This window comes from Gordonia oleivorans (assembly GCF_040044975.1).
Taxonomy (GTDB): Bacteria; Actinomycetota; Actinomycetes; order Mycobacteriales; family Mycobacteriaceae; genus Gordonia; species Gordonia oleivorans.
In genome coordinates this window covers 81,880-107,867 of record NZ_JBDZDI010000001.1, presented here as the reverse complement: position 1 = coordinate 107,867, position 25,988 = coordinate 81,880, and the positions used below count along the sequence as shown (strand labels likewise).

The following is a 25,988-nucleotide window of genomic DNA, read 5'->3' as shown; positions in this document are numbered from 1 at the left end:
GCTCAGTTCACACAGGTCGGGCCGTCGGTACCGGCGGTGATCGCCTTGTTGGTACCGGCTGCGTCGGCGGTGGGGGCGGTGGAGGCGGTGCCGACGTCGGACACCGAGCCCACGCCGCCGTAGGTGTTGGTGAGGTCGGCACGCAGTTCGTGGTCACCGAGCGAGGCGTCGACCTTCACCGGCAGTCCGCCGAGGTCCTTGGCGAGCAGCAGGGCGCCGGCGTCGTCGGCGGCCTTCGCATAGACCGCCGAATCGCGTTCGTCGGTGGGTGTGCTCGACACCTTTCCGGCCTGATAGCCCTTGCCGGTCAGGATGCCCGACACGTTGGCGCCGAGACCGTCGACGGTGCCGGCATTGTTCACATCGACGGTGTACTCGCCGCGGCCGGTGTTGCGTGACGGATCGAGCAGCGAGCTGGTGAACGTGCGCACCTTGGCCGGGTCGACGGTGACGACGCTCTGCTGTCCGTCGTCGCTCCAGCCGTGATCGTCGAGGACCGGGATCGTCGCGAACTTCACGCGACCGCCGGAGAGGTCCTTGAGCTGTTCGGCGAAGGTCAGCACATCCCAGTCGTCGTCGATGATCACCGATCGGGAGACCGCGTTCTGCAGTTCGGTGAGTTTGGTGGGGTCGGCGAGGGTGCCCGCGGACAGGATCTTCTGGGTCAGCGACGCCATGTAGGCCTGCTGCCGGGTGATGCGGTCGAGATCGCCACGCGGCAGATCGTGACGCTGACGCACGAAGCTCAGTGCCTGCGGCCCGTTGAGGGTCTGACGGCCGGCCCGGAACCGGGCACCGGAGAAGGGTTCGTTCACCGCGTCCTTGAGGCACACGTCGACGCCGCCGACGGCCTTGGTGAGCAGCACGAATCCGAGCAGTCCGACCTCGGCGTAGTGGTCGACCTGGACGCCGGTCAGGTTGGCGACGGTGTCGATGAGGGCCTTGCGTCCGGCCTGGGTGCCCTCCTTCTCCGCCTGCGCCTCGGGGGTACCGGCCTCGACCGCGCGGCGCCGGACACCCTCACGGGTGGTGCCGTAGGCGGCGTTGATCTTGCTCATCCCGATGCCGGGGACATCGACGTAGGAGTCGCGCGGAATCGAGATGGCGGTCGCCGACGAACCGTCGTTGGGCACCCGGATCAGCAGGATGGTGTCGGTGTTGGTGGCCACGTCGTCACCGGAGCGCAACCAGCGCAGTTCCTCGGCCGAGAGCGGATTGCCCTTCGCGTCGGTGCGGGAGTCGGTGCCCACCAGCAGGATGTCGGTGGCCCCGTCGTCGGGGCCACCGAGCTGCAGACCGCCGAGGCGGGTGATGTCGGAGTCCAGCGAGTTGATGCTGTTCCACGCGTACCCGGTGCACAGCAGGACCGTGACCGACAGCAGGGCGATCAGACCGCGGGCGGCCGCGCGGCCACCGCGGAAACCCGAGAGGCGAGCCCACCCGCGCGGCGGCGTGGGGGGCGGTCCGGCGGGGGAGTCGGTGTCGGGGTCGGCGGGCGGCGTCTCCGGGTCGATCAGAGCGGTCGCGGTGGTAGGTTCGTCGACGCCGGATTGCGCTTCGGAGTTCCTGTGCGGCTTGGCCTTTCGAGGTCGTACAGGCGCCTGATCGGCCCGGTTGGGGCGCGGGTGTGCCGGCTTCTTCCGTGGTCGGGTACCCGCGTCTCGGCCGCCCGGAAAGGCCTCGGTGGTGGCCGTCGGGTCGTCGCCGGCGGGCCGCGGCGGTCGTCGCTTGCGTGGGCGGGGCGACTCGGGGGTCGCCGCGCGGGTGTGGATCTCACCCGAGGTGCGCTGTCGGGGGCCGCGTTCGGTGTCGGTGGGGGCCGGTCGGCGCCGACGGCGGGCATCGGGTTCGCCGGGCCGTCGGTCGGGGCGGTCGCCGTCGGGCCTGCCCGCCGCCTCGGGCGGGCGGGGTCGTCGACGCCGCGCACCGTCGGTGCGGTCGGCGGGTTCGGCCCGGTGGGTCGGGTCGGGCCCTCCGGTCGCCTCCGGCGCGGGTCGGCGGGGTGACTCACCGGCGCGGCGTGGGCGGGCGGCCGTCGCGTCTGCCGAGGCCGTCCGCGAGCGTCGGGGACGGGCCGCGTCACCGCGTGGGGCGGCGTCGGGCCGTCGACGGACGTCGTCGGGGCGGGAGTCCACGTGTGGGCGGTCCTTTTCGTTCGCGGTGACCACAGTCGGCATCGGCTGAGACGCATGCGCACTGTCGTTACTCGAGTGTCTGACGGTTCTGGTGTGGTTTGCCTTCGCCGAGACTACTGAAGATGACCGCGAAGTCGACGGTGCAACGCCGACGCGTCGTGAGAGGTATGACCCCGGGCGAGGTGCGGACCCCAGCGGTGGCCGCCGGTGGCCGCTGCGGGCAGACTGTCCGCGTGCACGATGACGCCGCCGCGACACCAACGGGAACGATCTGGATCCTCGGGGCCGCCGGGCAACTCGGGACCGCGTTGCGCAGTCGTGCGCCCGACGGTGTCGAGATCCGCGCCCTGAGCTCGGCCGACATCGACCTGGCCGATGCGGACTCGGTGGCCTCGGCGCTCGCGACGCTGCGGGCCGGCGACGTCGTGCTGAACACGGCCGCCTACACCGCCGTCGATGCGGCCGAATCCGACGCCGACGCGGCGTGGGCGGTCAATGCGGTGGCACCCGGCCTGCTCGCGGACGCCACCGCAGCGGCGAACGCGTGGCTGATCCACGTGTCCACCGACTATGTGTTCGGCGACGCGGTGGCCGGCACCGCCGCACCCGGGGCCGTGCAGCGCCCGATGCGCACCACGCCCTACGAACCCGGCGACGACGCGGACTCGCTGCCACCGGCCACCGTCTACGGCGCGAGCAAACTCGCCGGTGAACGGGCCGCCCTGGCCGCCGACCCGACCGCGACGATCGTCCGCACCGCCTGGGTGTACACCGGGGGTCCCGACAGCCCCGATTTCGTCGGGACGATGCGCAGGCTCGAGCGGTCCCGCGACACGATCACCGTCGTCGACGACCAGACAGGGTCGCCCACCTATGCCGTCGACCTTGCCGACGGGCTGTGGGAACTCGTTGCCGGCGGTCGCCGGCCGCCGGTGGCCGGGAAGATCCTGCATGCCACCAACACCGGTGCGGCCACCTGGTACGACGTCGCGCGGGAGGTGTTCACCCTGGTGGGTGCCGACCCGGACCGGGTGCGGCCCTGCAGCACCGACGACTTCCCGCGCCCGGCGCCCCGGCCGGCGTATTCGGTGCTGTCCGCCCGGGCGTGGGAACGCGCGGGTCTGACACCGCTGCGCGAGTGGTCCGCGGCGGTGAGGGCCGCGGTGACCTCTACCACAGGTTCCGGGTAACCCGCGCAGCCGGTGTGACGTGCGGCGGCCGCCCGCTACGCTGACCCGGTGACGTCGAAGCTGGCCGTGGTGACCGTGACCTATTGGTCCGGTGATCACCTGCACGCCTTTCTCAAGAGCCTCACCCATGCGACGTCCACGCTGCCGCCGGTGATCATCGCCGACAACGGATCGGGCGACGGGGCACCCGAGGCCGCCGAACGCGAACACGCCAACGTCACCCTGATCCACACCGGCGGCAACATTGGCTACGGCGGGGCGATCAACCGGGCAGTGGCCGCGATCGACGACGACGTCGAGTTCATCGTCATCGCCAACCCCGACGTGGAATGGTCGCCGGGGGCGATCGACGAACTCGTCGCGGCGGCCGCGCGCTGGCCACGGGCGGGTTCGCTCGGGCCGCTGATCCGCGACCCGGATGGCTCGGTCTACCCGTCGGCCCGCCGCGTTCCCGACCTGGTGTCGGGCACCGGACACGCCCTGCTGGGCGGGATCTGGAAGTCCAATCCGTGGACCGCCGCCTACCGGGCCGATGACATCGAACCCGGCGAGCGTCCCGTCGGCTGGCTCTCCGGATCGTGTCTGTTGGTGCGGCGCAACGCTTTTGATGCGATCTCCGGATTCGATGAGCGCTACTTCATGTACATGGAGGACGTCGATCTCGGTGACCGGCTGGGCCGAGCCGGGTGGCTCAACGTCTACGTCCCCGGCGCCGAGGTCGTCCACGCCAAGGGGCACAGCGCCGACAAACGCCCCGAGACGATGCTGCCCGCGCACCATCGCAGTGCCTACCGTTTTCAGGCCGACCGCCACCCCGGCGTGTGGCGTGCGCCGCTCCGCTGGGGGCTGCGAGCGGGCCTGGCCGTCCGATCGGCGCTCGCCGTGCGGGCGGCACGCTCCGACTCCACCCGTGTTCCACCCCCTGCCGACCAACCCCCTGCGGAGAGGAAATCCCCATGACGTATTTCGCGGTCAACAACCCGACGCCGGTGCCGAATGCGGTACCCGATGTCGACATGTCCGACGTCCAGGCGGTCATCCTGGTGGGCGGCAAGGGCACCCGGCTGCGTCCGCTGACGCTCTCGGCACCCAAACCGATGCTGCCGGTGGCCGGTCTGCCGTTCCTGACGCACATGCTCTCCCGCATCCGGGCCGCCGGTATCCGCGACGTCATCCTGGGGACCTCGTTCAAGGCGGAGACCTTCTCCGAGTACTACGGGGACGGATCGAAACTGGACCTGCAGATCCGCTACGTCACCGAGGAGGAACCGCTCGGTACCGGTGGTGGTATCCGTAACGTCCTCGACGAGCTCACCGCGTCGACCATCGTGGTGTTCAACGGTGATGTCCTCGGCGGCACCGACATCCGCCACGTCGTGGCCACCCATCGTGAGGCGCAGGCCGACGTCACCCTGCATCTGGTGCGGGTCTCCGACCCCCGTGCCTTCGGCTCGGTCCCCACCGACGACACCGGGCGGGTCACGGCGTTCCTGGAGAAGACCCAGGACCCGCCGACCGACCAGATCAACGCCGGAACCTACGTGTTCAGCCGCTCGGTGATCGAGGAGATCCCGGCCGGCCGCGAGGTCTCGGTGGAACGCGAGGTGTTTCCGTCGCTGCTCGCCGAGGGCCGCCACATCCACGCCTACGTCGACAACAGCTACTGGCGCGACATGGGTACGCCGGAGGACTTCGTCCGCGGATCGGCCGACCTCGTCCGCGGCATCGCCCCGTCGCCGGCACTCGGCGATCGGCACGGCGAATCGCTGGTGCACGAGGGGGCCGGCATCGCCCCGGGAGCACTCCTGATCGGCGGGAGCGTAGTGGGCCGCGGGGCGGAGATCGGGCCGCGGGCACGTCTGGACGGCGCGGTGATCTTCGACGGCGCGGTCATCGAGGCCGGCGCGGTCGTCGAACGCAGCATCGTCGGGTTCGGCGCACGGATCGGTCCGCGGGCCCTGGTCCGGGACACGGTGATCGGTGACGGCGCCGACGTCGGCGCCCGCTGTGAACTGCTCCGCGGTGCGCGGGTCTGGCCCGGGGTGCAACTGCCCGACGGTGGGGTCCGTTTCTCGACCGACGTCTGAGCGGTCGATTTCCCGAGATCCCGATGTTCCGGGATCGGGCGTCGTCCTCAGCGGGCCTTGGCCGCGGCCAGCACGCCCGGACCGAGCGGGATCACCACCGGCAGGAGGCGGTCGTCGTCGGCGACCAGCAGAGCGGCCTCGCGGGCGGCGCTGGTCATCGGATCGGTTCGGGCCGGGTCGGCGACCGCCCCGCCGGCGGCGGCGTCGTGGATCACCAGGGCCCCGCCCGGGCGCAGCATCCTGATCGACTCGCCGACGAAACGTGGCAGGTCGAGGCGCGGTCCGTCGATGAAGACCAGGTCGTAGGAGTTGTCGGACAGGCGGGGCAACACCTCACGCGGTGTGCCGTTGATCAGTCGGGTACGTCCGGGCGCGATGTCGCCGCCGGCAAACGATGCGCGTGCCGCACGGTGATGTTCGAGTTCCGGATCGATGGTGGTGAGCACGCCGTCGGCGGCCATCCCGGCCAACAGCCACAGGCCGCTCACCCCGGTCCCGGTGCCGATCTCGGCGACCGCGCGGGCGTCGACGAGACGCGCCAGCATCGCCAGGAGCGCTCCGACCGCCGGACTGACCGGTTCGGTGCCGAGTTCGGCCGCACGAAGGCGGGCCGCGGCGAGGGCGTCGTCCTCGACGATGGCCGACTCGGCGTAGTCGATGAGTGCCATCCGCGGGTCGCTCGGCTGTGTACCGGTCATTCTCCCCAGGTTAGACACGCCCCGCCGGACCGGCGCCGGGGCACGCCCGAATGTGGGGGACTTGCGCCGAATGTGGGGGACTCGCGGGTGGGACCATCCGAAAGACCGTCCGCTCCGACTTCCTCAGTGAACACTCAGCCGCATCATACGACGACCACACTGCGGTAGGAGAGGGTGAGATCACCGCGCCGGACGCTGCGGGAATAAGGTGGGCGTCGCAACGGTTCGGGATGATGAATATCACCCACGAGTGCCACTGGTGTTGCGAGAAGGGGACCGGCCACACACGATGACCACATTCCAGGCGACCGACCATGAGGACTCCTCGGCCGCGGCCGGAGGATCGGATGCCGATGTGCCCGGTGGAACCGCGGGATTCGACGCCACCGGAAATGACATGTTCATGCCGTCCTGGGATGAACTGGTCCGCGAGCACGCCGATCGCGTGTACCGGCTGGCCTACCGGCTGTCGGGAAACCAGCACGACGCCGAGGACCTCACCCAGGAGACCTTCATCCGGGTGTTCCGCTCGTTGTCGAACTATCGACCCGGCACGTTCGAGGGCTGGTTGCACCGCATCACCACCAACCTGTTCCTGGACATGGTCCGGCGTCGCAGCAAGATCCGCATGGAAGCCCTGCCCGAGGAGTACGACCGGGTACCCGCCGACACGCCCGATCCGCAGCAGGTCTACGCCGATGCCTACCTCGACGCCGATCTGCAGGCGGCACTCGATTCGCTGAGCCCCGAGTTCCGGGCCGCGGTGGTGCTGTGTGACATCGAGGGACTGTCCTATGAGGAGATCGCCGCCACCCTGGGCGTCAAGCTGGGGACGGTGCGCAGTCGAATCCACCGCGGCAGACAGACGATTCGTGATCACCTCCTCGCCAACGGTCACGCCGACCGGCGGTCGGTCGCCGTCGGCAACCCGGCTCACTGACCCATGTCGGGATTGCCGGATCGGGAACCCCACGCTCTCCTGAATCGTTGGCGAATTCGGTAGGCTGGGTGACCGCCAGGCCCTTCGGGGGCGCGGCACCACGCAGACCTGAGAGCAACAGACCTGACGGGAAGGGGTGAAAGAGGGCGATGATGGACGGCCAGCGACGGCAACCCGGCCCGGGTGAACGGTCCGGCGGCGACGGATCCGGAACCGGACAGCCCGACCTTCCCGCGAATCTGCGTCGTCGGCGGTCCTGGGGGCCGTCCGCGTGGGCTCCGGCGGCGTCGTCGTTCGCTCCCGTGCGTCGTCCCGCCGCACCCCGAGAGCGCCGTTTCGCTCCCACCCAGCACCTCGCCCCCGAGGCCGTCGCGGCATTCGTCGACGGCGAGCTCGGGATGACCGCCCAGATGCGGGCGACCCACCATCTGGCCATGTGCCACGAATGCGTCGCCGCCGTCGACGCACAGGCCGCCGCCCGCACCCGGTTGCGGTCGTCGGGGACCATGGCGATCCCGTCGGGCCTGCTCGGGCAACTGAGCCAGATCCCGACCCGGGAGTTCGACATGAGCGCCGAGGGCGCCCCCGCACTCGACGAGCGCCGCCCCGGCCGGCCGGATGCGGCCCACAATCCCGGGGCGCACAATCCTGGGGCGCACAATCCCTCGACCGGCCACCGTGGCGGGCCGCCGATGTCACCGTCCGGCGAGGCGGTGTCGGTTCCCGCGCCGCCGATGACCCGTGGTCGAATCCAGCGTTGGCGGAGCCGCTGACACGTGGCCTCTGATCAACACGGTCCGGGTGAGGACACCCGGACGGGCGTCCCTGCCGGTGACCATTCCCCCGGTGACCGATCCGACCTCTCACCCGTCGCCGAGACACCGAATTCGGCAAGCGATCCCGGACGTCCGGCCGACTCTACGGCTGCGGGATCCGAGCGCTCTGTGGCAGCGACATCCGGGCCCAGTCCGTGGTCGGAGCCGAACTCCGCCGATGCGAGCGGGCCTCGCCCCGCCGCTGCGACGCAGCCGCCGCGACACGCCCCGGTATCACCGGCCACTGCCGCGATCTTCGGCCGCCCGAACGGCGTCGCGGGATCGTTCGCGGCCGGCCGGGACCGCGACCGGAAGCCACAGCCGCAGGTCGCCGCACCCGATCCGGTGCTGGCCGAGGCCTTCGGCCGACCGGACGGCAGCGCCGAGACGCTCCAACGTGACCCACTCGCCTCCTTCGGGGAGCCCGCCGAGCCGGAGTCGCCGCCGGACCCGTGGCGCAATCCCGACAGTCCCGTCGTCCTCGACGGACCCGCGGTCGCCGCCGCCACGTCGCCGACGCCGACCGTGGCCGGCCCCACACTGGGCCTCCGCGACGTGCTGTTCGGGCGCCGGGTGGCGTGGCATGCACTCGCCACCCTTGCGGTGATCGCCGTGCTCATCGGCGTCGTCGGTGGCCTGATGGGTCGCTTCACCGCCGAGGTCGCCGCACCGCTGAACAGCGACACCGTCGAATTGTCCACCGGCGACGACGGCGGCCAGGCCCCGCGGTCGGATGTCGCCGCGGTCGCGCAGTCGGTGGAGAAGTCGGTGGTCGCCATCGACGTGCGACTCAGCGACGGCTCGGCAACCGGCTCTGGATTCGTGATCGACCGGGAGGGCTACATCCTCACCAACAATCACGTGGTGTCACTGGCCGCATCGGATCGCAACGCGAAACTCGAGGTGGTGTTCTTCGACCGCAATCGGGTTCCCGCCCGCATCGCCGGCCGGGATCCCCGCACCGATCTCGCGGTCCTCAAGGTGGACAACGTCGCGAACCTGACCGTCGCGCAGCTCGGGAACTCCGACGACCTGCAGATCGGTGAGGGCGTCGTCGCCTTCGGGTCGCCGCTGGGACTGGACCGCACGGTCACCACCGGCATCGTGAGCGCATTGCACCGCGCGGTGCCCTTGCGTCCGGATGCCGAATCCGACACCGACGCGGTGATCGACGCCATCCAGACCGACGCCGCGATCAACCCGGGCAACTCGGGTGGCCCGCTGGTGAACATGCGCTCCCAGGTGGTCGGGATCAACACCGCGATCCGATCCGGCAGTGGCGGTTCGGTGGGACTCGGATTCGCGATCCCCATCGACGACGCCGTCCCGATCGCGCAGGCACTGATCCGCGACGGCAAGGTGAACCACCCGCAGATCGGGGTCAACGCGAGTTCGGTACGCAACGATCGCGTCCTGGGCGCGGAGGTCCGCAACGTCGTCGCCGGCGGCCCCGCCGACCGCGCCGGGGTCCGCGAGAACGACGTCATCGTGTCGTTCAACGGTCGGTCCATCGAGAGCGCCGATGAATTGACGGTCGCGGTGCGAACGGCGAAGATCGGTGAACCGGTGAAGTTCACCTACTGGCGGGACGGGCGCACGTTCGACGGCACCATCACGCCCGGCAGCGACTGACAGCTCGCGGGATCGGAGAAGCGTCATGTTCGACAGCGTGGGCTGGGGAGAGATCTTCATCCTCATCGCGGCTGCGCTGGTGATCCTCGGCCCCGAACGGCTGCCCGGCGCCATCAGCTGGACGATGCAGTCGGTCCGCAAGGCGCGCGACTACGCCACCGGCGCCACCGACAGCCTCAAGAACGAACTCGGCACCGACTTCGACGACCTGCGCAAGCCCCTCGCCGATCTGAACGAGCTGCGCGGGATGACACCCCGATCACTGGTCACCAAACACCTCTTGAACGGCGACGAGTCGGTGTTCTCCACATTCGACAGCGTCGGGTCGACCCTGCGTTCGGCGACCGAACCGCCCACCATCAAGCCGGTGTCCAAGGCGATGCCGGCGGGGCCGGAACCCGTCACGCCGACTGCGCCCTCATTGGACAAGGGCACCCCGGCATCGGATTCCGGTCATGCGACGGCGCGGGGCAATCGCAGCGTCACCGATTGGGACGCAACCTGATTCGTCGGCCGAGAGGACCTTCGGGCGAGGGCGATCAGGCGTGACGGGTGCTGTCGATCCCGAGACTCATCCCGGCCAGGCCCCGGCGACGGACCGCCAGTTTATCGGCGATGGCGCGCAGGGCCGAACCCGACGCCGACTCGGGAGCCGAGAGCACCACCGGGGCGCCGGTGTCGCCGCCTTCACGCAGGGCGGTCTCGAGCGGGATCTGTCCGAGTAGTTGCACTTCTGCGCCCACCATGCGGGTGAGCCGGTCGGCGACCGTTTGCCCGCCGCCGGAGCCGAAGGGCTCGATCCGGGTGCCGTCGGGCAACTCCATCCAGGACATGTTCTCGACGACGCCGAGGATCTTCTGGCGGGTCTGCAGTGCGATCGCACCGGCCCGTTCGGCGACCTCGGCGGCCGCCTGCTGCGGGGTGGTGACCACCAGGATCTCCGCGCCCGGGATGAGTTGCGCGATCGAGATCGCGACGTCGCCGGTACCCGGCGGCAGATCGAGCAGGAGCACGTCGAGGTCGCCCCAGTAGACGTCGGCGAGGAACTGCTGCAGCGCCCGGTGCAGCATCGGTCCACGCCAGGTGACCGGGGTGTTGTCGTTGGTGAACTGGCCGATCGAGATGAACTTCACGTCGTGGCTGATCGGCGGCATGATCATCTTCTCGACCTGGGTCGGTTTGGCGTCGCTGCCGAGCATCCGGGGCACCGAATGGCCGTAGATGTCCGCGTCGAGCACGCCGACCGACAATCCCCGCTCGGCGAGTGCACACGCCAGGTTCACCGTCACCGACGACTTACCCACCCCGCCCTTGCCGGAGGCGACCGCGTAGACCCGGGTCAGCGAGCCGGGCTGGGCGAACGGGATCACCGGTTCGGCGGAGTCGCCGCGGAGCTTCTTGCGGAGTTCGGACCGTTGTTCGTCGTCCATCACATCGAGATCGACGCGGACCGCGCCGACTCCCGGCACGTCGGCGACGGCGGTCTCGACGCGTCCGCTGATCTCGGTACGCATCGGGCAGCCGGAGGTGGTGAGGTACACCGTGATGTCGACGCTGGCATCGTCGTTGACCGTCACCGACTTGACCATGCCCAGGTCGGTGAGCGGTTTGCCGATCTCCGGATCGCGGACCTTCGACAGGGCCGCACGGATCGCGGATTCGGTGGGGGACACTCCAGTAGTCATCCCAGCCAGCTTAACCAGTGGTGGCGACGACGGGCCCGGAGCCCTGTGGTCACCGTGGGCGGAGCCCTGTGGTCACCGTGGGCGGAGCCCCTGTGTCACCGTGCCGGGGTGGTGCGCGGCGTCGGGGCCTGCGTGGTTCGCGGGGCGGGCTGTCCCGGGATGGTGATCCCGGGCGGCAGGCACAGCATGCCGAGGCACTGCTGGGTCGGCGTGGTGGTACTCGGTGCCGACGGGGACGACGGCCCGCTCGGTGATCCCGGTGACGGTCGTGACGCCGAACTCGAACTCGACGACGAGGACGAGGAGGCGGGCCGACGCATCTCGGGAATGGGGTTGGTCGGCATGACGCCGGTGGCGTATGCCGCAGCCCAGGCCAGGACGTTCTCGGCGTACTCGACCGAGTGGTTGTAGCGCATCACCGCGGCCACCTTGTGGCCGTCGGCCATGATGTCGGTGACGCCGGAGCACAGGTAACGGCCCGCGGAGTAGGTGGCGTCGAAGACGTTGTTCGGATCGGCCTTGCCGTCGCCGTTGGCGTCACTGCCCCAGGCGGCCCAGGTGCTCGGGATGAACTGCATGGGGCCCATCGCACGGTCATGGCTCGCGTCGCCGTCGACCCGGCCGCCGTCGGTGTCGCGGATGACCTGATTGCCGGCGAGCGAACCGTCGAGGACCGGTCCGGCGATCGGGTTGATCGTCGTGCCGTACTGGTCGACCGAACCGTTGCTCGCATGATTGGACTCGATGCGCCCGATGCCGGCGAGGAGGAACCACGGCAGTTTGCAGGCGCCGCTCTCGGATGCCACGCGGTTGGCGGCGAGTTTGTAGGCCTGCAGGACGACGCCGGGGATTCCGAGCGGACCGGACGGGAGGTCGGCGGCGATACGGAACTGCGGGGCCACCGACGGGGCGGCGGTCTGCGCGGCGGGGGGAGCGAAACCCAGCAGGGCCACCGGCTGACCCGCGGCCACCGCGGCGACCTCGACGGGCGCCTCGGGCGCGGCTGCCACCGGGATCGCACCGTCATGTGCGCTGGAGGTCGCGGCTCCGAGGATCATCGCACCGACCAGCGCGGCGCCGACGCCGACCGAGGCGGTGCGGCGGGTGACGACGGTACGGCCTCGCGGTCCTCGGCGTAGCCGTAGGGGCCGTGGTGCCATCATCGCCGTCCACCCCGGGAGGAAGTCGCAGCGTGGGTCGGCACACCCGGTGGCGTTGCCCGCTGCGGTTTCGGCGCAATCCCCGATCTCGTCGGCAGCCCTGTCACGTCGTTCACTCCGTTGTCACTTCACGCACTATCGCCCCCCGTGGAGCACCAACTCGCGCGGCGGCCGACCACCGATCGAGAATCGGTGACGAATCATCAACCCGCCCTGCACTGTGGTCCACCATACATTTGGGTCGGGTGTCCCAGTCGGCGAACCCCGGAATCGGGCCTCGAGACGAACATCGGCGACGGTCGATGCCGCGTTACCGCCGGTCGGTCACCGCTCAGCGCCGATGCTCGCGCGCGGGATTCGTCGGTTTCGTCGGTGTCCGCCGGCTCGGATGTGTTGCCGACCGGGCCTCGGTATCGGGATCGGTATGCCGACGCGGACCGTCGGCAGGCGTGTCGAGGTCGCGGGCGGCGAGCCGATCGACGAGGTCATCGAGCAGGTCGTCGAGCTCTTTGCGCAGGTAGTCACGGGTCACGGTGTCGCCGACGGCCAGCCGGACGGCGGCGAGCTCACGCGCGAGGAACTCGGTGTCGGCCTTGGTCTGTGCGGCCCGCGTGCGGTCCTCGTCGAGGGCGACCTTGTCGCGGTTCTCCTGGCGGTTCTGCGCGAGCAGGATCAGCGGCGCCGCGTAGGCGGCCTGGGTGGAGAACGCCAGATTCAGCAGGATGAACGGGTACGGATCCCATCGCAACGACACCGCGAACAGGTTGATGAGCACCCACACGATGACGATGACGGTCTGGATGGCCAGGTATCTGCCGGTGCCGAGGAAGCGTGCGATGCGTTCGCTGTAGACGCCGACGATGTCGGAATCGAGGTTGAAACGCGGTCGGCGATTCTCGCGGGGGGTGTCGAGGCGCCGTCCCCGCGGTTCACTCATGAGGACACCTCATCGCTGACGTCGTCGTCGGCCGGCTCGGTCTCACGCCAGTCGCGGGGCAGCAGTTCGTCGAGCAGGTCGTCGACGCTGACGGCACCGAGCAGGTGGCCCTGGTCGTCGACGACGGGCCCGCAGACCAGGTTGTAGGTCGCGAAGTAGCGGGTGACGGTCTCCAGGGAGTCCTCGGGTCGCAGGTGGGCCAGGTCGGTGTCGAGGATGCCGCCGACGATGTTGGCCGGCGGCTCCCGCAGCAGCGCCTGCACGTGCACACAGCCGAGATACTTGCCGGTGGGGGTGGAGGTGGGCGGGCGGACCACGAAGACGATGCTGGCCGCCGCCGGGTTGATGTCGGGGTCACGGACCCGGGCCAGGGCCTCGGCGACGGTCGTCGCCGCGGTCACGATGATCGGTTCGGAGGTCATCAGGCCGCCCGCGGTGTCCGGGGAGTGCGTCAGCAGGCGCCGGACCGGCTCGGATTCCTCCGGGTCCATCCGGGTCAGGAAGGCCTCCGCCTCCACGTCGGACATCTCGCCGAGCAGGTCGGCGGCGTCGTCGGGGTCCATCGCCTCGAGGACGTCGGCGGCTCGCTCGATCTCCAGGTGCGAGAGCAGATCGGTCTGGTCGTCGGGTGGGAGTTCCTGCAGCACATCGGCGAGGCGCTCGTCGTCGAGTGCGGTGGCGATCTCGTCACGCCGCTTCGCGGGCAGTTCGCGCAGGGCGTTGGCGACGTCGGCGGCGCGCATGCCCTCGAACTGCAGCAGCGCCTGCGCGACGCCCTGGCCGGGCAGGTCCAGGGTGCTCTGGGTCAGGCCCTGCACGCTCGACCACTCCACCACGTGGGTCTGCATGCGTCGCAGTCCGCGGCGACCGGCGCGGACGGCGACGCGGGAGACCACCCAGTCGCGGGTGCGGGTGCGTTCGATCCCGAGGTCGACGACGACGACCTCCTGACCACCGAGTTCGGGCAGGTCGGGATCGTCCACCCGCACGCGGGTGTCCAGGATCTGTCCGATGGCGAGTGCCTCGCCGGGCCGCAGGTGCAGGCGTCGCAGGCTCACCGTGCCGGTGTTGAGGGTCACCGCATCCGGTTCGATCGCGGTGACGCGCAGCATCGGGACGAAAATTCTTCGGCGGGTGGTCAATTCGACGGCCAGGCCCAGGGCGCGGGGCTGCTGGCCGGGTAACCGGACGGAGATGACGGCATCGCGCACACGCCCGATGGATTCACCGTCCGGACCCAGGACGGCCAATCCGACTAACCTGGCCACGAACACCTTGCTCACCGCCGACATGGGAGTAAGGGTAATTGCATCGCACCCCGCGGCGTGGCCACGCCACCAGTGGGTGCGACCACAGCGACCATGTCGGACGTGAACGCACCTGATGACCGAGGAGCCCGGAGATGACCAATCCCATGCAGCCGTCGCGCCAGACACCGGGACTGCCCACCCCGCCGAAGGGCTGGCCGATCGGCTCGTACTCCACCTACGCCGAGGCGCAACGGGCCGTGGACTATCTGTCCGACGAGCACTTCACCGTCGAGGACGTCACCATCGTCGGCGTCGACCTGATGCAGGTCGAGCGGGTGATCGGGCGGCTCACCTGGGGCAAGGTGATCGGCGGCGGCATCGTGTCGGGTGCCTGGCTGGGTCTGTTCTTCGGTCTGCTGGTGTCGCTGGTGGTCACCGGGAATCCGTTGGTGCCCATCCTTGTCGGCATCGTCGGCGGCATCATCTTCGGGCTGATCTCGGCGACCATTCCCTACGCCGCCACCCGCGGACAACGGGATTTCGCGTCGACCATGCAACTCGTCGCCGGCCGCTACGACGTGCTGTGTGATCCGAAGAGCGCGGAGAAGGCGCGCGACATGCTCGCCAAACTCAACCCCTGACGTTTCGGCTCTCTTTCGACGCCGGCTCTCGGTGGGCGGCGGCGCCGCGGGTGTGGGTGCATGCGACACGCCCGGGCGCACACACGTTCTCGGATCGCCGATGCACGTCGGCACATGCGGTGACACGGTCAGATCACGATTCTCGATGAACTGGGACGAGCGCACCCATTGTGTTGATCGTCACAGGCGTGGCGGGATAGCGTAGCGTCCAGATGACGGTGGTGCTCACCGTCGTGCCCACGACATCGAGGAGGCTGCGTGCGGCGAAGAATTGGCGGCGTGCGACGCGATTCCGCGGACGGTGAGCGTAACCGCAAGTCGTCCTTGGGGATCCGTGGAAAGGCGGTGATCGCGGGCGCCGCCCTCGCGACGGTGCTGCCGATCATGACCGCGTGCGGGTCCGGATACGAAGAGGGCGTGCTCAACCTGTATCCGCCTGCCGATGGTGCGGATTCGATCAAGATCCAGGCCGATCGGTGCTCGCAGGAGTCCGGCGGTCGGTACCGGATCGTCACGACGCCACTGCCCAAGGGCGCCGACGATCAGCGCCTGCAACTCGCGCGGCGTCTGGCGGGCAACGACCACACCCTCGACCTGATGGGCATGGACGTGGTGTGGACGGCCGAATTCGCCGATGCGGGTTGGCTGGTCCCGGTTCCGTCGGAGTACATCGGTGAGGTCACCGCGTCGACGCTCGGTGGTCCATTGGAGACCGCGCTGTGGCGCACGCCCGACGATGATCGCGAACAGCTGTACGCGGTCCCGATCTGGACCAACACCCAGCTGCTCTGGTACCGCAAGGACACGTTGCGGTCCCTGGGCCAGAACGCCCCCGCGACGACGTGGGAGGGCATGATCGCCGACGCCCAGAAGAGTCTCGCCGACGGCGGGCCCAGCCAGATCATGGTGCAGGGGCGTCAGTACGAGGGCCTGATGGTGTGGTTCAACTCCGTCCTGGCCAGCGCGGGCGGCTCGGTCGTCGATCCCGACGACCCGAACAAGGTCACCCTCAACGACTCCCCGGAACACCGCGCGGCAACCGTGCGGGCGTTGCGCATCATGAAGGCCGTCGCCACCGCACCCGGACACGATCCGTCACTGACCAACTCCGACGAGGCGGCCGCCCGACTGGGGATGGAGAGCGGTGATGCGATCTATGAGGTCAACTGGCCGTTCGTGTTCAGCGGCATCCGCGAGAACTCCGCGGCTGGCTCGGTGCCCTTCCTTCCGGACATGACACGCCACAACGACTTCCTGACCAACCTGGCCGACCCGCCGACCACCGAACAACTCCAGCAGTTGGTGCCGATCAACGACGAGATCCGGCAGAAGTTCGACTTCGCCGCGTATCCCGGTGCCGGAGAGGGCCTTCGGGCCCGCAGCACCCTCGGTGGTCTGAACATCGCGGTGGCCTCCACCTCGCAGCAGCGCGATCTGGCGTTCCAGGCGGCGATGTGCCTCACCAGCGAGCAGGCGCAGAAGTTCTACTCGATCAACGCCGGGACCCCGCCGGTCAACCGCGCGCTCTACGACGACGACGAATTCCGCAAGACCTACCCGATGGGTGATCTGATCAAGAAGCAGCTGGAGGCCGAGAACGCCGCGCTCCGGCCGAAGTCGCCCGATTACCAGGCGATCTCGACCCTGGTGCAGGCGAAACTGTCTCCGGTGGGGGCCTGGGACCCCGAGGTACTGGTCGATCAGCTCGCCGATGCGGTCACCAAGGCGATCAACGGGGAGGGGCTCATCCCATGACCACCGGCGACGACAACGATTCCGGACGCCGCGGGCGTCACGCCATGCCCGAGGATTCCGTGCCCGAGAACTCACCGACATCGGGTCCCGAACAACCCGGTCTGGACGTGACCGCGCCGCACTCCTTCGGCAAGGCCGTGCATTCGGAGGTGTGGAAGGCACCTGAGGGGCCTTCGGCAGCCACATCGGATGCGGGTTCCGGTGCGACACAATCCGGTCCGGCCGACCGGCCCGGGCGCTCGACGGCGGGCACGGGTGCGCTTCCGGCGGCGGCCGCCGCGACCGCGGTGGCGACGCGGCCCACCGGCCCGGCACGCGTGGCGGCTCCCGGCGGCAAGAAACTCAGTGAGGGCAAGAAAGCCGAACGGCGACTGGCGTTCTGGCTGGTGCTGCCGTCGATCATCATGATGGCGCTGGTGACCGGATACCCGATCATCTATGCGGTGTGGCTCTCGCTCAACAAGGCGAGTCTGTCGGCGCCGGGGGAGCGGGAGTTCGTCTGGTTCGGCAACTACGCCACGGTGCTCACCGACAGCTACTGGTGGACGGCCTTCGGGGTGACCCTGGGCATCACGGTGGTGTCGGTGATCATCGAGTTCGTCCTCGGTATGGCGATCGCCCTGGTGATGCACCGAACCCTGTTCGGACGCGGCACCATTCGCACGGTGGTCCTGATCCCGTACGGCATCGTGACCGTGGCCGCGGCGTTCTCCTGGTACTACGCGTGGACCCCGGGCACCGGCTATCTGGCGAACCTGCTGCCCGACGGCACGGCGCCGCTGACCGAGCAATGGCCGTCGCTGGCGATCATCGTTCTGGCCGAGGTGTGGAAGACCACCCCGTTCATGGCCCTGCTGTTGCTCGCCGGGCTGGCGTTGGTGCCCGACGATCTGCTCAAGGCCGCCCAGGTCGACGGTGCCGGGGCGTGGACTCGCCTGTGGCGCATCATCCTTCCGCTGATGAAGCCGGCGATCCTGGTGGCGTTGCTGTTCCGCACCCTGGACGCCTTCCGCATCTTCGACAACATCTACGTCCTCACCCGGGGATCGAACAGTACCTACTCGGTGTCGATGCTCGGTTACGACAACCTGTTCAAGGCGTTCAATCTGGGTGTCGGATCAGCCATCTCGATTCTCATCTTCATCTGCGTGGCGATCATCGCATTCATCTTCATCAAGGTATTCGGTGCCGCGGCACCGGGTTCCGATACCGAGGGGAGGTAGGTCGCATGAGTACCGGTGCGAAACCGAAGATCTGGTGGGCGATCGCCAACATCCTGGTGATCCTCTATGCGATCATCCCGTTGCTGTGGATCGTCAGCCTGTCGTTCAAACCGGCGTCGAGCGTCACCGACGGTAATTTCATCCCGCGCGAATTCACCTGGGACAACTACTCGTCGATCTTCTCGACGAGCGCATTCACCAGTGCGCTGATCAACTCGATCGGTATCGGGTTGATCACCACCGTGATCGCGGTCGTGCTCGGCACGATGGCCGCCTATGCGGTGGCGCGCCTGGACTTTCCGGGTAAGCGGCTGCTGATCGGTGCGGCGCTGTTGATCGCGATGTTCCCGCAGATCTCGCTGGTCACCCCGCTGTTCAACATCGAGCGCCGACTGGGGCTGTTCGACACCTGGCCCGGCCTGATCCTGCCGTACATCACGTTCGCGTTGCCGCTGGCGATCTACACCCTCTCGGCCTTCTTCCGGGAGATCCCGTGGGAGTTGGAGAAGGCCGCCAAGATGGACGGTGCCACCCCGTGGCAGGCCTTCCGCAAGGTGATCGCGCCGTTGGCCGCGCCCGGCGTCGTCACCGCGGCCATCCTGGTCTTCATCTTCGCCTGGAACGATCTGCTGCTGGCCCTGTCGCTGACCTCGACCGAGCGGGCCATCACCGCACCGGTGGCGATCGCGAACTTCACCGGCAGTTCGCAATTCGAGGAACCGACGGGTTCCATCGCGGCGGCCGCCGTCGTGATCACCATTCCGATCATCATCTTCGTGCTCTTCTTCCAACGTCGAATCGTGGCCGGGTTGACCTCCGGTGCCGTGAAGGGATAAGCCATGGCAGAAATCGTCCTGGACAACGTCACCAAGCAGTATCCCGATGGCTCCGTCGCGGTCCACTCGGTGAACATCGACATCGCCGACGGGGAGTTCATCATCCTGGTCGGACCGTCCGGCTGCGGAAAGTCGACGACGCTCAACATGATTGCCGGTCTGGAGGACATCACCGACGGCGAGTTGCGGATCGGCGGTGAACGCATGAACGAGCGGGCACCGAAGGATCGTGACATCGCGATGGTGTTCCAGAGTTACGCGCTCTATCCGCACATGTCGGTGCGCGAGAACATCGCGTTTCCGCTGACCCTGGCCAAGCTGCCCAAGGCGGAGGTTGCGGCGAAGGTCGACGAGGCCGCGAAGATCCTCGACCTCGGGCCGTACCTGGATCGCAAGCCGGCAAACCTGTCTGGTGGACAGCGGCAACGCGTGGCGATGGGCCGGGCGATCGTGCGCTCGCCCAAGGCATTCCTGATGGATGAGCCGCTGTCCAATCTCGACGCCAAGTTGCGCGTGCAGATGCGTGCGGAGATCTCGCGGCTGCAGCAGCGACTGGGCACCACCACCGTGTACGTGACCCACGATCAGACCGAGGCGATGACGCTCGGCGACCGCGTGGTGGTGATGCGTTCGGGTTATGTGCAGCAGATCGGTTCTCCGCAAGACCTGTACAACAATCCGGTCAACGTGTTCGTGGCGGGATTCATCGGGTCGCCGGCGATGAACTTCATTCCCGGTCGGCTGGGCAGCGACGGCATCTCGACCCCGTTGGGAACCATTGCGCTGCACGATCAGAGTGAGGTCACCGCGGCGGCGTCGCAGGCCAAGGGCAACGGGGATGTGCTCGTCGGGATCCGGCCCGAACACCTCGAGGACGCGCAGCTGTTGGATGCCGATACCCGTTCGCGTGGTGTGACCTTCACCGCCGACATCGATGTGCTCGAATCGATGGGCTCGGACAATTACGCGTACTTCTCCCTCGGTGGGAGCTCCGCGACCAACGACGCGCTCGAGGAGTTGTCGGCGGACTCGGGTGCGGTTCTCGGTGGGGGACAGTTGATTGCGCGGCTGTCGCCGGAGTCGCAGGTGCGACGCGGAACGAGCGCCGAACTGTACTTCGATCCGGCGCGGGTGTCGGTCTTCGACCAGCAGTCGGGTGCGAGCCTGCGGCACGTGACGAGCGCCGGTGACCGGGCCGGCGGAAGCGGTGGGGGGCTGCTCACCAAGCGCTGAGGCGCTCGCCCCGACACCGCTGCGACTCCATCGCCTCACCGTCTCCGTCGGTGCGGCTGGTCGCGGAGTTCGTCGATGATCTCGTCGTCCCAGATGTGCTTGCGTACCAGTCGATATCGTTCACACGCCAGCCACAGGTACAGTTCGGCGTCGCTGTCCAGGTCGGGTCGGACGTCGGCGCGACGGGCCATGCGCACGACCGGCAGGAACTCCTCGCCGAACCACCGACGGGCCACGTCAGGCCGGCTGATGAACTCGCCGATCTCCTGGCCGAGGCGAAATCCCCACGCCTCCACAGATTCTGCGAGTTCGGCGTAGTCGAAGGGGTCGGCGAGGCGGATGGCCTCGGCCTGCGCGCCGCTCAGTGGGACGCGGGCGAGGAAGAGTCGGCGATGATCCTTCAGGATGAGATCCGCGGGTACGTTGATGCCCTCGGGTGAGATCCGGGTGTGGATCTCGGTGACGTAGGCGTCGATCGTGTGCAGGTGCCGGGCGATGGCGATGGATACCCGATGGTGGCCGTCGATCACGAAATGCAGTGAACCGATCCGGTACAACCGCACCGGCGGCACCGATTCGCCGCGTCGCTGGGCCGCCGCCAGACGCTGCCAGCGTTCCCGGATCCGGGCCGAGGTGGGACGGAAGTACCGGTCGAAGTCCTTGGTGCGATCCACGCTGCCGACGATGGACGAGACCTCCACCACCTGCAGGCCCAGATATGTCTCGCCGGTGCGGCCGAGTGCGGCGACCACCTCGTCGAACGGCAGGATGGTGTTGACATCGGCCGGTTGGCGGGTGAACCACTGTGTGAGACGGGCGAGTTCGGCCGACCGCCGCATCCGTGCGAAGTCGTTCTCGGCATCGGCGTCGGGAAATCCGGTGTCACGCGCCATATCTCCTCCTCGCGATCGTGTGATCGCCGGTCGCCGGATCGAAATCGAACCGGCAGTATCCGACGACGTTCATCGAGATGGTGTCGGCGCCGATGACGAGGTCGCGGGGATGCGTGCCGTGCGGGTGAATGTGACCGTGCACCATCATCTTCGGGCGCAGGTGCTCGACCAGCGGGTGAAAGCACGCGAAGCCACGGTGGGCGCGGTCGTCGGCGTCACCGACACCTCGGGCCGGTGAATGGGTGAGCAGGATGTCGGGGCGGATGCGGGGCCGGCGGGCCCGCAACGACAGGCATCGCAGTCGCTGCTGCGTCTCGGTGTACTGGTTGGGTCCGCCGTTGTACCGCACGCTGCCGCCGAGGCCGCAGATCCGGACCCCGGCCACCGTCACCGTGCGTCCGTCGGCGTTGATGGCGCCCACCGGACCGGGATCGGCGCTGGGCAGGCCCGCGCGTGTCCATCCCGATCGGCCCCGGCGGTATCCACGCAGATCGCGGTCGTGGTTGCCGGGAACGTAGACGCAGGGCGCATCGCACAGGTCGGAGAGGAGCTCGAGGTAGTCGAACGGCAGGTCGCCGGCGCCGAGGATGAGGTCTGGGCGCACGTCGATGCCGACGCCGAAGGTCAGGGACTCCACGACCTCGTCGGCGACCGCCAGGATGCGTACCACGACCTCAGCGTAGTGTGCCGACGGCTCACATTGTGGCGGGCGAGCGCCCGGGGTCGTCAAGATCAATGGCGGCCTCCGCCCATGCCTCGCGCAGTGCATCGACGCCTTTGAGGCGCATCCAGGCCGCCTCGTTGGCGGTGATCGGGACGGCCCGGAGAAATCGCACCGGATCCATCGGGGCGGGAAGGGCAACCTCACCGAGTTCGGCATCGACGGCGGTGACCAGTGCGGTGAACGGGGCGCCGTCCCACAGTGGTTCACCCAGGTCGACCAAGGCGTCGGCGCCCAGGACGAGGCCTTCGACGGCGGGTGCTGCGGCGATCGTGGCCAACCGGCGATGCAGCCCGGGAAGTGGGCGCGAGGCATGCATGCGGACAACGATCTCCACGCGGGGGCCGCGAACCGGGTCCGGGTTGAGCTCATTCGGGTCGGCCATCGGGTGCCGCGCACAACCCACGGTCACGTATGCGGCGTCCTCTCCGACGACGAATCGTTCGATGTCGATGGGTTCGACGCCGAGGAAGGTCACCGACGCGCGTTGCGGCCGGGTGCCGAAGGCTGCCTGCAGATGCTTCTCGATCAGGTCGGTGACGGACTCGCTCACCCCGCCCACGGTAGTGCCGTGTGTGCCGGTGCCCGCGGTGCGGGTGTCAGATCCCCGGCAGGGTGTCATGTCACAACGGTGCGGCGATCACAACCAATGATGTCGCCGGAAGACGACCCACAGTCCGGTACAGGCGATGATCAGTCCGACCACCACGGTCATGAAGCCGGCGTGATCGGATAATCCGGGCATGTATTCGAAGTTCATGCCGTAGAGGCCCGCGACCATGGTCGGGACGGCGCCGATCGCGACCCAGGCCGAGATCTTGCGCATGTCGCCGTTCTGCTGGATGCTCACCTTCGTCGCGGCCGCGTCGAGCAGCGAGCTGAGCAGTTCGTCGTATTCGACGACCCGCTCGATGACGGTGGAGAGGTGATCGGCGACATCGCGCAGATGGCGACGAACCTCCTTGGGCACCAACGGATTACTGCCGGCGGTCAGTCGTGACATCGGCCCGGACAGCGGGGTGACCGCGCGGCGCAGTTCGAGGACCTCACGCTTGAGCAGGTACACGGTGTCGATGTTGAGCCAGTTCTTCTGCGCGCCGAAGACCACGCTTTCGATGGCGACGATGTCGACGTCCATCTTCTCGGTCACCGCGAGGTAACTGTCGATGACGAGGTCGCTGATCGCGTGCATCACCGCCGTCGGTCCGAGTTGCAGACGTTCGGGACGGTCCTCGAGGCGGCGTCGGAGGCCGGAGAGGTGGGTGTGATCGCCGTGGCGGACGGTGATGACGAAGTCGGGTCCGACGAACACCATGATCTCGCCGGTCTCGACGACCTCGCTGGCCTTCTCGATGGTCTCGTGCTCGACGTACTTCACGGTGCGCAGCACCAGGAACTGCATGTCGTCGTAGATCTCGAGTTTCGGTCGCTGATGGGCGTGCACCGCGTCCTCGACGACGAGTTCGTGCAGTCCGAACACGTCGGCGACGCCGGCCATCTGATCGTCGTCGGGTGCGTGCAGGCCGAGCCAGACGAATCCTTCGCCGGTGGTGCGGACCTGGGTGAAGGCCTCTTTGTACGTGATGTGTCCGGGTTGCCGGATTCCGTCGATGTAGACGGCACAGTCGACGACCGCGCGGGCGACGGGCACGGGAATCCGCGGGAGGGGACGGCGATCCCGGCGGCCCGGCACGATCCCGCGATTCCCGGGGCGCAAGTTGGGCATCGACGGCATTCCTGGGATGCTACGCCCCCGCAGGCGGTCGGCCCGGGTATCGGTCCGCGCTGACGCGGGCGGCGTCCCGGACCCCCGACGGGCATCGGCCGTAGGATCGGCGGATGTCCTTTGACGTGACGGTGTACACGACGACGCTGATCACGCTGTTGGTGATCATGGATCCGCCCGGCCAGATCCCGCTGTTCCTGTCGCTGGTGGGGCATCGCTCACCGGAGTATCGGCGCCGGGCGGCGTGGCAGGCCCCGCTGGTGAGTCTGTTGGTGATCAGTATCTTCGCGATCGGCGGCAAGGCGATCCTCACGTATCTGCACATCGGCATCCCGGCACTGCAGGGCGCCGGTGGTCTGCTGTTGCTGTTGGTGGCGCTGCAACTGCTGACCGGGCTGGGCAATGCGGGAACCCCGACCGCCTCCGACGACGTCAATGTCGCGTTGGTGCCGTTGGGGACCCCGCTGTTGGCCGGTCCCGGCGCCATCGCGGCGGTGATCGTCGGGGTGAGCGGGGTCTCCGGCGACGTCGGCGGTTACCTGGCGATCGCCGCGGCGATCGTCAGCGTCCACATCGTCGTCGCGATCGTGTTGCGCTACTCCACGGTGCTGATCCGGGTGCTCGGCGTCGGCGGTATCACCCTGCTCGCGAAGATCGCCGGCCTGCTGCTGGCGGCCATCGCGGTGCAGCTGATCGCCGATTCGATCGCCGGGTTCATCGCGGCCGGCGGCTGAGACGGTGGGTGGCCGCGGACGACGGTCGCCGAGCGCTACGGTGATCATCGTGCGATGTCGAGTGGTCCTTGCCGCGGTGGCCGCCGCGGTCGTCGGAATCGGGGTGCTGAGCGGATGCGGCGGCGAGTCCGATGCGCCGCGCGCGCTCGTCATGGGGTCGGCGGACACCCCGGAGATGACGGTGATGGCGCAGGTGTATGCGACGGTGCTGCGCGGTGCCGGCGCATCGGTGTCGTCGCACCTCGACACCGGAGACGACGCCGCCCTGATGGCGCAGATGCAGCAGGCCGACGTCGACCTGTTCCCGGCGTTCATCTCCGCGCTGCTCTCGCAGCTCGCGCCCGCACTGGAGTCGACCGCCCCCGCGCCCACGAGCGGCGCACCCGCCACCGACGACGGCGTCGACCCGCTGTATCGGGATCTGAGTCGTTCTCTGCCGCAAGGTGTTTCGGTCGGTGATGCAACTCCGGTGACCGCCACAGCGCAACTGTTCGTGGCCACCACCCTGGCGGCGGGAGCCGGCGTCGACGATCTGTCCCAGTGTGCGCGCCTGCCCGCGGACCTGCCCGTCGTCGTCACCGCCGAGCCCGACGCGGCCACCGTGGCGGCCTTCACCGACGCCGGCTGCCGGCTGGGCCCGGTCGAGGTGGTCGCCGACGCGACGGCGGCACTCGCCCGCGCCGGCACCGGCACGGCGGTCGCGTTGCTCACCCCGCTGCAGGTGGCCGGTGACACCGCCTCGGGACCCGCGGGCGATGTCACGGCGCTGGCGGCGACCGACAGCGCGCCGGGACCGCGCGCCGAGGTTCTGGTACCCGTCTACCGCACCGCCTCGCTGACCGAGGATCAGGTCAAGGCGGTCAACCGGGTGGCAGGCGAGATCACCACTGCCGATCTCGCGACGATGGCCGATGCGGTCCGGGGCGGCGCGTCACCGGCGGTCGTCGCCGGTGACTGGGTCAACGAACACGGGGTGTGACACCCGAGGGGCTGGACAGCCCGGGCGACACCGAACGATCAGCGCCGGACGGTCAGCGCCGAAAACCCGGCAGCCGAGCCAGGAACGTCGCCTCGCGCGGGCCGTCATCACACGGGCCTGCATTCCACGATGCCCGCTCGTCCATGGTGCGCAGGTCGACATAGCCCGGTAGGCGGCGAAGACGTGCGGCGAGGTTGTCGCGGAGGGTGACCTCGGCCGCCGCGCAGCCGTGACACCGGCCGGTGAGCGCGACGGTGACGACGCCCTGCGACACCCCGACCAGCTCGACGTGACCGCCGTGGGAGGCGGTGTAGATCCCGAACTCGCCGTCGAGGACCTCGCGGACGCCGGCCTCGAGTTCGCGGTCGGCGCCGCTGCGGACCAACGCCGCAGGGTCCGCGGCGTCGTCGGACCGGGAGGTGTGGTGCGCATCGTCGGCGCTCGGCCAGCCGCCCGGACGGGACAGCACCTCGAAGAGTGCCGCGCGGATGGCGGGGCCGGCCGACGCGACATCGGTTCGGGCACCCACCCGGGTCTCGATGCGGCCCGGCCGCACATGCACCGACCGCAGGACTCCACGCTCGAGGAGATCGTGGAGTTCGGCGGGCAGTTCGGCATCCTCGGGACGGTCGTCGACGCGGACCAGTCCCGGACCGACCCGCCAGCCGATCACATCGGGCGCGGCGGGATCGATCGGAGTGGGCAACAACATGATCGG

Annotated in this window: 25 protein-coding genes; 14 read left to right on the top strand and 11 right to left on the bottom strand. The window is 68.9% G+C overall.

Translation table 11 applies throughout. From position 1 onward, the window contains the following. Positions 1 to 2: 2 nt before the first annotated feature. The gene (locus tag ABLE92_RS00440) at positions 3 to 2,177 is read right to left on the bottom strand and encodes an LCP family protein (protein ID WP_496560747.1); all 2,175 of its coding nucleotides are present in this window, start codon (positions 2,175 to 2,177) and stop codon (positions 3 to 5) included. 80 nt (positions 2,178 to 2,257) lie between these two features. On the opposite strand from ABLE92_RS00440, the gene rfbD reads away from it, so the two are divergent. The 3 genes from rfbD to manB are packed head-to-tail and all read left to right on the top strand — an operon-like array spanning position 2,258 to position 5,412. Next, positions 2,258 to 3,325 carry a dTDP-4-dehydrorhamnose reductase gene (gene rfbD / locus ABLE92_RS00435; RefSeq protein ID WP_348802526.1) on the top strand — a complete coding sequence of 356 codons (1,068 nt, stop codon included), beginning with the start codon at positions 2,258 to 2,260 and terminating at the stop codon, positions 3,323 to 3,325. Between the two features lie 48 nt (positions 3,326 to 3,373). Beyond that, positions 3,374 to 4,285 carry a glycosyltransferase family 2 protein gene (locus tag ABLE92_RS00430; protein ID WP_348802525.1) on the top strand — a complete coding sequence of 304 codons (912 nt, stop codon included), beginning with the start codon at positions 3,374 to 3,376 and terminating at the stop codon, positions 4,283 to 4,285. Between the two features lie 56 nt (positions 4,286 to 4,341). After that, the gene (gene manB, locus ABLE92_RS00425) at positions 4,342 to 5,412 is read left to right on the top strand and encodes a mannose-1-phosphate guanylyltransferase (RefSeq protein ID WP_348803182.1); all 1,071 of its coding nucleotides are present in this window, start codon (positions 4,342 to 4,344) and stop codon (positions 5,410 to 5,412) included. Positions 5,413 to 5,459: 47 nt separating this feature from the next. Here manB and ABLE92_RS00420 read toward each other — a convergent pair whose 3' ends face one another. Beyond that, positions 5,460 to 6,110: an O-methyltransferase gene (locus tag ABLE92_RS00420; RefSeq protein WP_348802524.1), complete on the bottom strand. Its 651-nt coding sequence runs from the start codon at positions 6,108 to 6,110 to the stop codon at positions 5,460 to 5,462. A gap of 289 nt (positions 6,111 to 6,399) precedes the next feature. Between ABLE92_RS00420 and sigE the strand changes: the two genes are divergently transcribed. The 4 genes from sigE to tatB all read left to right on the top strand — a co-directional run bounded on the left by sigE (position 6,400) and on the right by tatB (position 10,002). Continuing rightward, positions 6,400 to 7,050 (top strand): RNA polymerase sigma factor SigE, encoded by a 651-nt coding sequence (sigE, locus tag ABLE92_RS00415; protein ID WP_348802523.1) that lies wholly within the window; start codon positions 6,400 to 6,402, stop codon positions 7,048 to 7,050. A 149-nt stretch (positions 7,051 to 7,199) separates the two neighbouring features. After that, the gene (locus ABLE92_RS00410; RefSeq protein ID WP_348802522.1) at positions 7,200 to 7,823 is read left to right on the top strand and encodes a zf-HC2 domain-containing protein; all 624 of its coding nucleotides are present in this window, start codon (positions 7,200 to 7,202) and stop codon (positions 7,821 to 7,823) included. Positions 7,824 to 7,994: 171 nt separating this feature from the next. Continuing rightward, complete coding sequence (locus ABLE92_RS00405; RefSeq protein ID WP_348802521.1) at positions 7,995 to 9,497, top strand: S1C family serine protease; 1,503 nt, start codon at positions 7,995 to 7,997, stop codon at positions 9,495 to 9,497. Positions 9,498 to 9,522: 25 nt separating this feature from the next. Continuing rightward, on the top strand, positions 9,523 to 10,002 hold the full coding sequence (gene tatB, locus ABLE92_RS00400; protein WP_348802519.1) for a Sec-independent protein translocase protein TatB: 480 nt from the start codon (positions 9,523 to 9,525) through the stop codon (positions 10,000 to 10,002). Between the two features lie 34 nt (positions 10,003 to 10,036). On the opposite strand, the gene ABLE92_RS00395 is transcribed toward tatB, so the two are convergent. The 4 genes from ABLE92_RS00395 to ABLE92_RS00380 all read right to left on the bottom strand — a co-directional run bounded on the left by ABLE92_RS00395 (position 10,037) and on the right by ABLE92_RS00380 (position 14,571). Further along, positions 10,037 to 11,182 carry an Mrp/NBP35 family ATP-binding protein gene (locus ABLE92_RS00395; protein ID WP_348802518.1) on the bottom strand — a complete coding sequence of 382 codons (1,146 nt, stop codon included), beginning with the start codon at positions 11,180 to 11,182 and terminating at the stop codon, positions 10,037 to 10,039. A gap of 95 nt (positions 11,183 to 11,277) precedes the next feature. Further along, entirely contained in the window at positions 11,278 to 12,342 is a 1,065-nt protein-coding gene (locus ABLE92_RS00390) for a lytic transglycosylase domain-containing protein (protein ID WP_348803181.1), read from the bottom strand. Positions 12,343 to 12,673: 331 nt separating this feature from the next. Continuing rightward, the gene (locus tag ABLE92_RS00385) at positions 12,674 to 13,279 is read right to left on the bottom strand and encodes a DUF1003 domain-containing protein (RefSeq protein ID WP_348802517.1); all 606 of its coding nucleotides are present in this window, start codon (positions 13,277 to 13,279) and stop codon (positions 12,674 to 12,676) included. After that, on the bottom strand, positions 13,276 to 14,571 hold the full coding sequence (locus ABLE92_RS00380; RefSeq protein ID WP_348802516.1) for a magnesium transporter MgtE N-terminal domain-containing protein: 1,296 nt from the start codon (positions 14,569 to 14,571) through the stop codon (positions 13,276 to 13,278). The genes ABLE92_RS00385 and ABLE92_RS00380 overlap by 4 nt, the downstream gene beginning before the upstream one ends. A 110-nt stretch (positions 14,572 to 14,681) precedes the next feature. On the opposite strand from ABLE92_RS00380, the gene ABLE92_RS00375 reads away from it, so the two are divergent. From ABLE92_RS00375 to ABLE92_RS00355, 5 genes are all read left to right on the top strand, one after another. Then, positions 14,682 to 15,170, top strand: a complete 489-nt coding sequence (locus ABLE92_RS00375) for a YflT domain-containing protein (RefSeq protein WP_348802515.1) — start codon at positions 14,682 to 14,684, stop codon at positions 15,168 to 15,170. 384 nt (positions 15,171 to 15,554) lie between these two features. Beyond that, positions 15,555 to 16,925: an extracellular solute-binding protein gene (locus ABLE92_RS00370; RefSeq protein WP_348803180.1), complete on the top strand. Its 1,371-nt coding sequence runs from the start codon at positions 15,555 to 15,557 to the stop codon at positions 16,923 to 16,925. Beyond that, entirely contained in the window at positions 16,922 to 18,148 is a 1,227-nt protein-coding gene (locus ABLE92_RS00365; protein ID WP_348802514.1) for a carbohydrate ABC transporter permease, read from the top strand. The genes ABLE92_RS00370 and ABLE92_RS00365 overlap by 4 nt, the downstream gene beginning before the upstream one ends. Positions 18,149 to 18,153: 5 nt before the next feature. Further along, entirely contained in the window at positions 18,154 to 18,984 is an 831-nt protein-coding gene (locus ABLE92_RS00360; RefSeq protein ID WP_348802513.1) for a carbohydrate ABC transporter permease, read from the top strand. A 3-nt stretch (positions 18,985 to 18,987) separates the two neighbouring features. Further along, positions 18,988 to 20,217 carry an ABC transporter ATP-binding protein gene (locus tag ABLE92_RS00355; protein ID WP_348802512.1) on the top strand — a complete coding sequence of 410 codons (1,230 nt, stop codon included), beginning with the start codon at positions 18,988 to 18,990 and terminating at the stop codon, positions 20,215 to 20,217. A 35-nt stretch (positions 20,218 to 20,252) separates the two neighbouring features. Here the strand turns inward: ABLE92_RS00355 and ABLE92_RS00350 are convergent, their stop codons facing one another. The 4 genes from ABLE92_RS00350 to ABLE92_RS00335 all read right to left on the bottom strand — a co-directional run bounded on the left by ABLE92_RS00350 (position 20,253) and on the right by ABLE92_RS00335 (position 23,557). After that, positions 20,253 to 21,110 carry a chromosome partitioning protein ParB gene (locus tag ABLE92_RS00350; protein WP_348802510.1) on the bottom strand — a complete coding sequence of 286 codons (858 nt, stop codon included), beginning with the start codon at positions 21,108 to 21,110 and terminating at the stop codon, positions 20,253 to 20,255. Further along, entirely contained in the window at positions 21,100 to 21,780 is a 681-nt protein-coding gene (locus tag ABLE92_RS00345) for a metallophosphoesterase family protein (protein WP_348802509.1), read from the bottom strand. Before ABLE92_RS00345 ends, ABLE92_RS00350 begins: the two co-directional genes overlap by 11 nt. Before the next feature lie 25 nt (positions 21,781 to 21,805). Next, positions 21,806 to 22,384, bottom strand: a complete 579-nt coding sequence (locus tag ABLE92_RS00340) for a suppressor of fused domain protein (protein ID WP_348802508.1) — start codon at positions 22,382 to 22,384, stop codon at positions 21,806 to 21,808. A gap of 87 nt (positions 22,385 to 22,471) precedes the next feature. After that, positions 22,472 to 23,557, bottom strand: a complete 1,086-nt coding sequence (locus ABLE92_RS00335; protein WP_496560746.1) for a magnesium and cobalt transport protein CorA — start codon at positions 23,555 to 23,557, stop codon at positions 22,472 to 22,474. A 113-nt stretch (positions 23,558 to 23,670) separates the two neighbouring features. On the opposite strand from ABLE92_RS00335, the gene ABLE92_RS00330 reads away from it, so the two are divergent. Together ABLE92_RS00330 and ABLE92_RS00325 are read left to right on the top strand one after the other, a co-directional pair. Then, the gene (locus ABLE92_RS00330; protein WP_348802505.1) at positions 23,671 to 24,291 is read left to right on the top strand and encodes a MarC family protein; all 621 of its coding nucleotides are present in this window, start codon (positions 23,671 to 23,673) and stop codon (positions 24,289 to 24,291) included. Positions 24,292 to 24,340: 49 nt separating this feature from the next. Next, entirely contained in the window at positions 24,341 to 25,270 is a 930-nt protein-coding gene (locus tag ABLE92_RS00325; RefSeq protein WP_348802504.1) for a glycine betaine ABC transporter substrate-binding protein, read from the top strand. A 52-nt stretch (positions 25,271 to 25,322) separates the two neighbouring features. On the opposite strand, the gene ABLE92_RS00320 is transcribed toward ABLE92_RS00325, so the two are convergent. Then, positions 25,323 to 25,982, bottom strand: a complete 660-nt coding sequence (locus ABLE92_RS00320) for a NifU family protein (RefSeq protein ID WP_348802503.1) — start codon at positions 25,980 to 25,982, stop codon at positions 25,323 to 25,325. Between the last annotated feature and the right edge of the window lie 6 nt (positions 25,983 to 25,988).

Excerpts from the sequence above, each read along its gene's own strand:
- ABLE92_RS00440 (WP_496560747.1), bottom strand. The coding sequence starts at position 2,177 with ATGCCGACTGTGGTCACCGCGAACGAAAAGGACCGCCCACACGTGGAC.
- rfbD (WP_348802526.1), top strand. The coding sequence starts at position 2,258 with ATGACCGCGAAGTCGACGGTGCAACGCCGACGCGTCGTGAGAGGTATG.
- manB (WP_348803182.1), top strand. The coding sequence starts at position 4,342 with ATGTCCGACGTCCAGGCGGTCATCCTGGTGGGCGGCAAGGGCACCCGG.
- ABLE92_RS00420 (WP_348802524.1), bottom strand. The coding sequence starts at position 6,110 with ATGACCGGTACACAGCCGAGCGACCCGCGGATGGCACTCATCGACTAC.
- sigE (WP_348802523.1), top strand. The coding sequence starts at position 6,400 with ATGACCACATTCCAGGCGACCGACCATGAGGACTCCTCGGCCGCGGCC.
- ABLE92_RS00410 (WP_348802522.1), top strand. The coding sequence starts at position 7,200 with ATGATGGACGGCCAGCGACGGCAACCCGGCCCGGGTGAACGGTCCGGC.
- tatB (WP_348802519.1), top strand. The coding sequence starts at position 9,523 with ATGTTCGACAGCGTGGGCTGGGGAGAGATCTTCATCCTCATCGCGGCT.
- ABLE92_RS00395 (WP_348802518.1), bottom strand. The coding sequence starts at position 11,182 with ATGACTACTGGAGTGTCCCCCACCGAATCCGCGATCCGTGCGGCCCTG.
- ABLE92_RS00390 (WP_348803181.1), bottom strand. The coding sequence starts at position 12,342 with ATGGCACCACGGCCCCTACGGCTACGCCGAGGACCGCGAGGCCGTACC.
- ABLE92_RS00385 (WP_348802517.1), bottom strand. The coding sequence starts at position 13,279 with ATGAGTGAACCGCGGGGACGGCGCCTCGACACCCCCCGCGAGAATCGC.
- ABLE92_RS00380 (WP_348802516.1), bottom strand. The coding sequence starts at position 14,571 with ATGTCGGCGGTGAGCAAGGTGTTCGTGGCCAGGTTAGTCGGATTGGCC.
- ABLE92_RS00375 (WP_348802515.1), top strand. The coding sequence starts at position 14,682 with ATGACCAATCCCATGCAGCCGTCGCGCCAGACACCGGGACTGCCCACC.
- ABLE92_RS00370 (WP_348803180.1), top strand. The coding sequence starts at position 15,555 with ATGACCGCGTGCGGGTCCGGATACGAAGAGGGCGTGCTCAACCTGTAT.
- ABLE92_RS00365 (WP_348802514.1), top strand. The coding sequence starts at position 16,922 with ATGACCACCGGCGACGACAACGATTCCGGACGCCGCGGGCGTCACGCC.
- ABLE92_RS00360 (WP_348802513.1), top strand. The coding sequence starts at position 18,154 with ATGAGTACCGGTGCGAAACCGAAGATCTGGTGGGCGATCGCCAACATC.
- ABLE92_RS00355 (WP_348802512.1), top strand. The coding sequence starts at position 18,988 with ATGGCAGAAATCGTCCTGGACAACGTCACCAAGCAGTATCCCGATGGC.
- ABLE92_RS00350 (WP_348802510.1), bottom strand. The coding sequence starts at position 21,110 with ATGGCGCGTGACACCGGATTTCCCGACGCCGATGCCGAGAACGACTTC.
- ABLE92_RS00335 (WP_496560746.1), bottom strand. The coding sequence starts at position 23,557 with ATGCCCAACTTGCGCCCCGGGAATCGCGGGATCGTGCCGGGCCGCCGG.
- ABLE92_RS00330 (WP_348802505.1), top strand. The coding sequence starts at position 23,671 with ATGTCCTTTGACGTGACGGTGTACACGACGACGCTGATCACGCTGTTG.
- ABLE92_RS00320 (WP_348802503.1), bottom strand. The coding sequence starts at position 25,982 with ATGTTGTTGCCCACTCCGATCGATCCCGCCGCGCCCGATGTGATCGGC.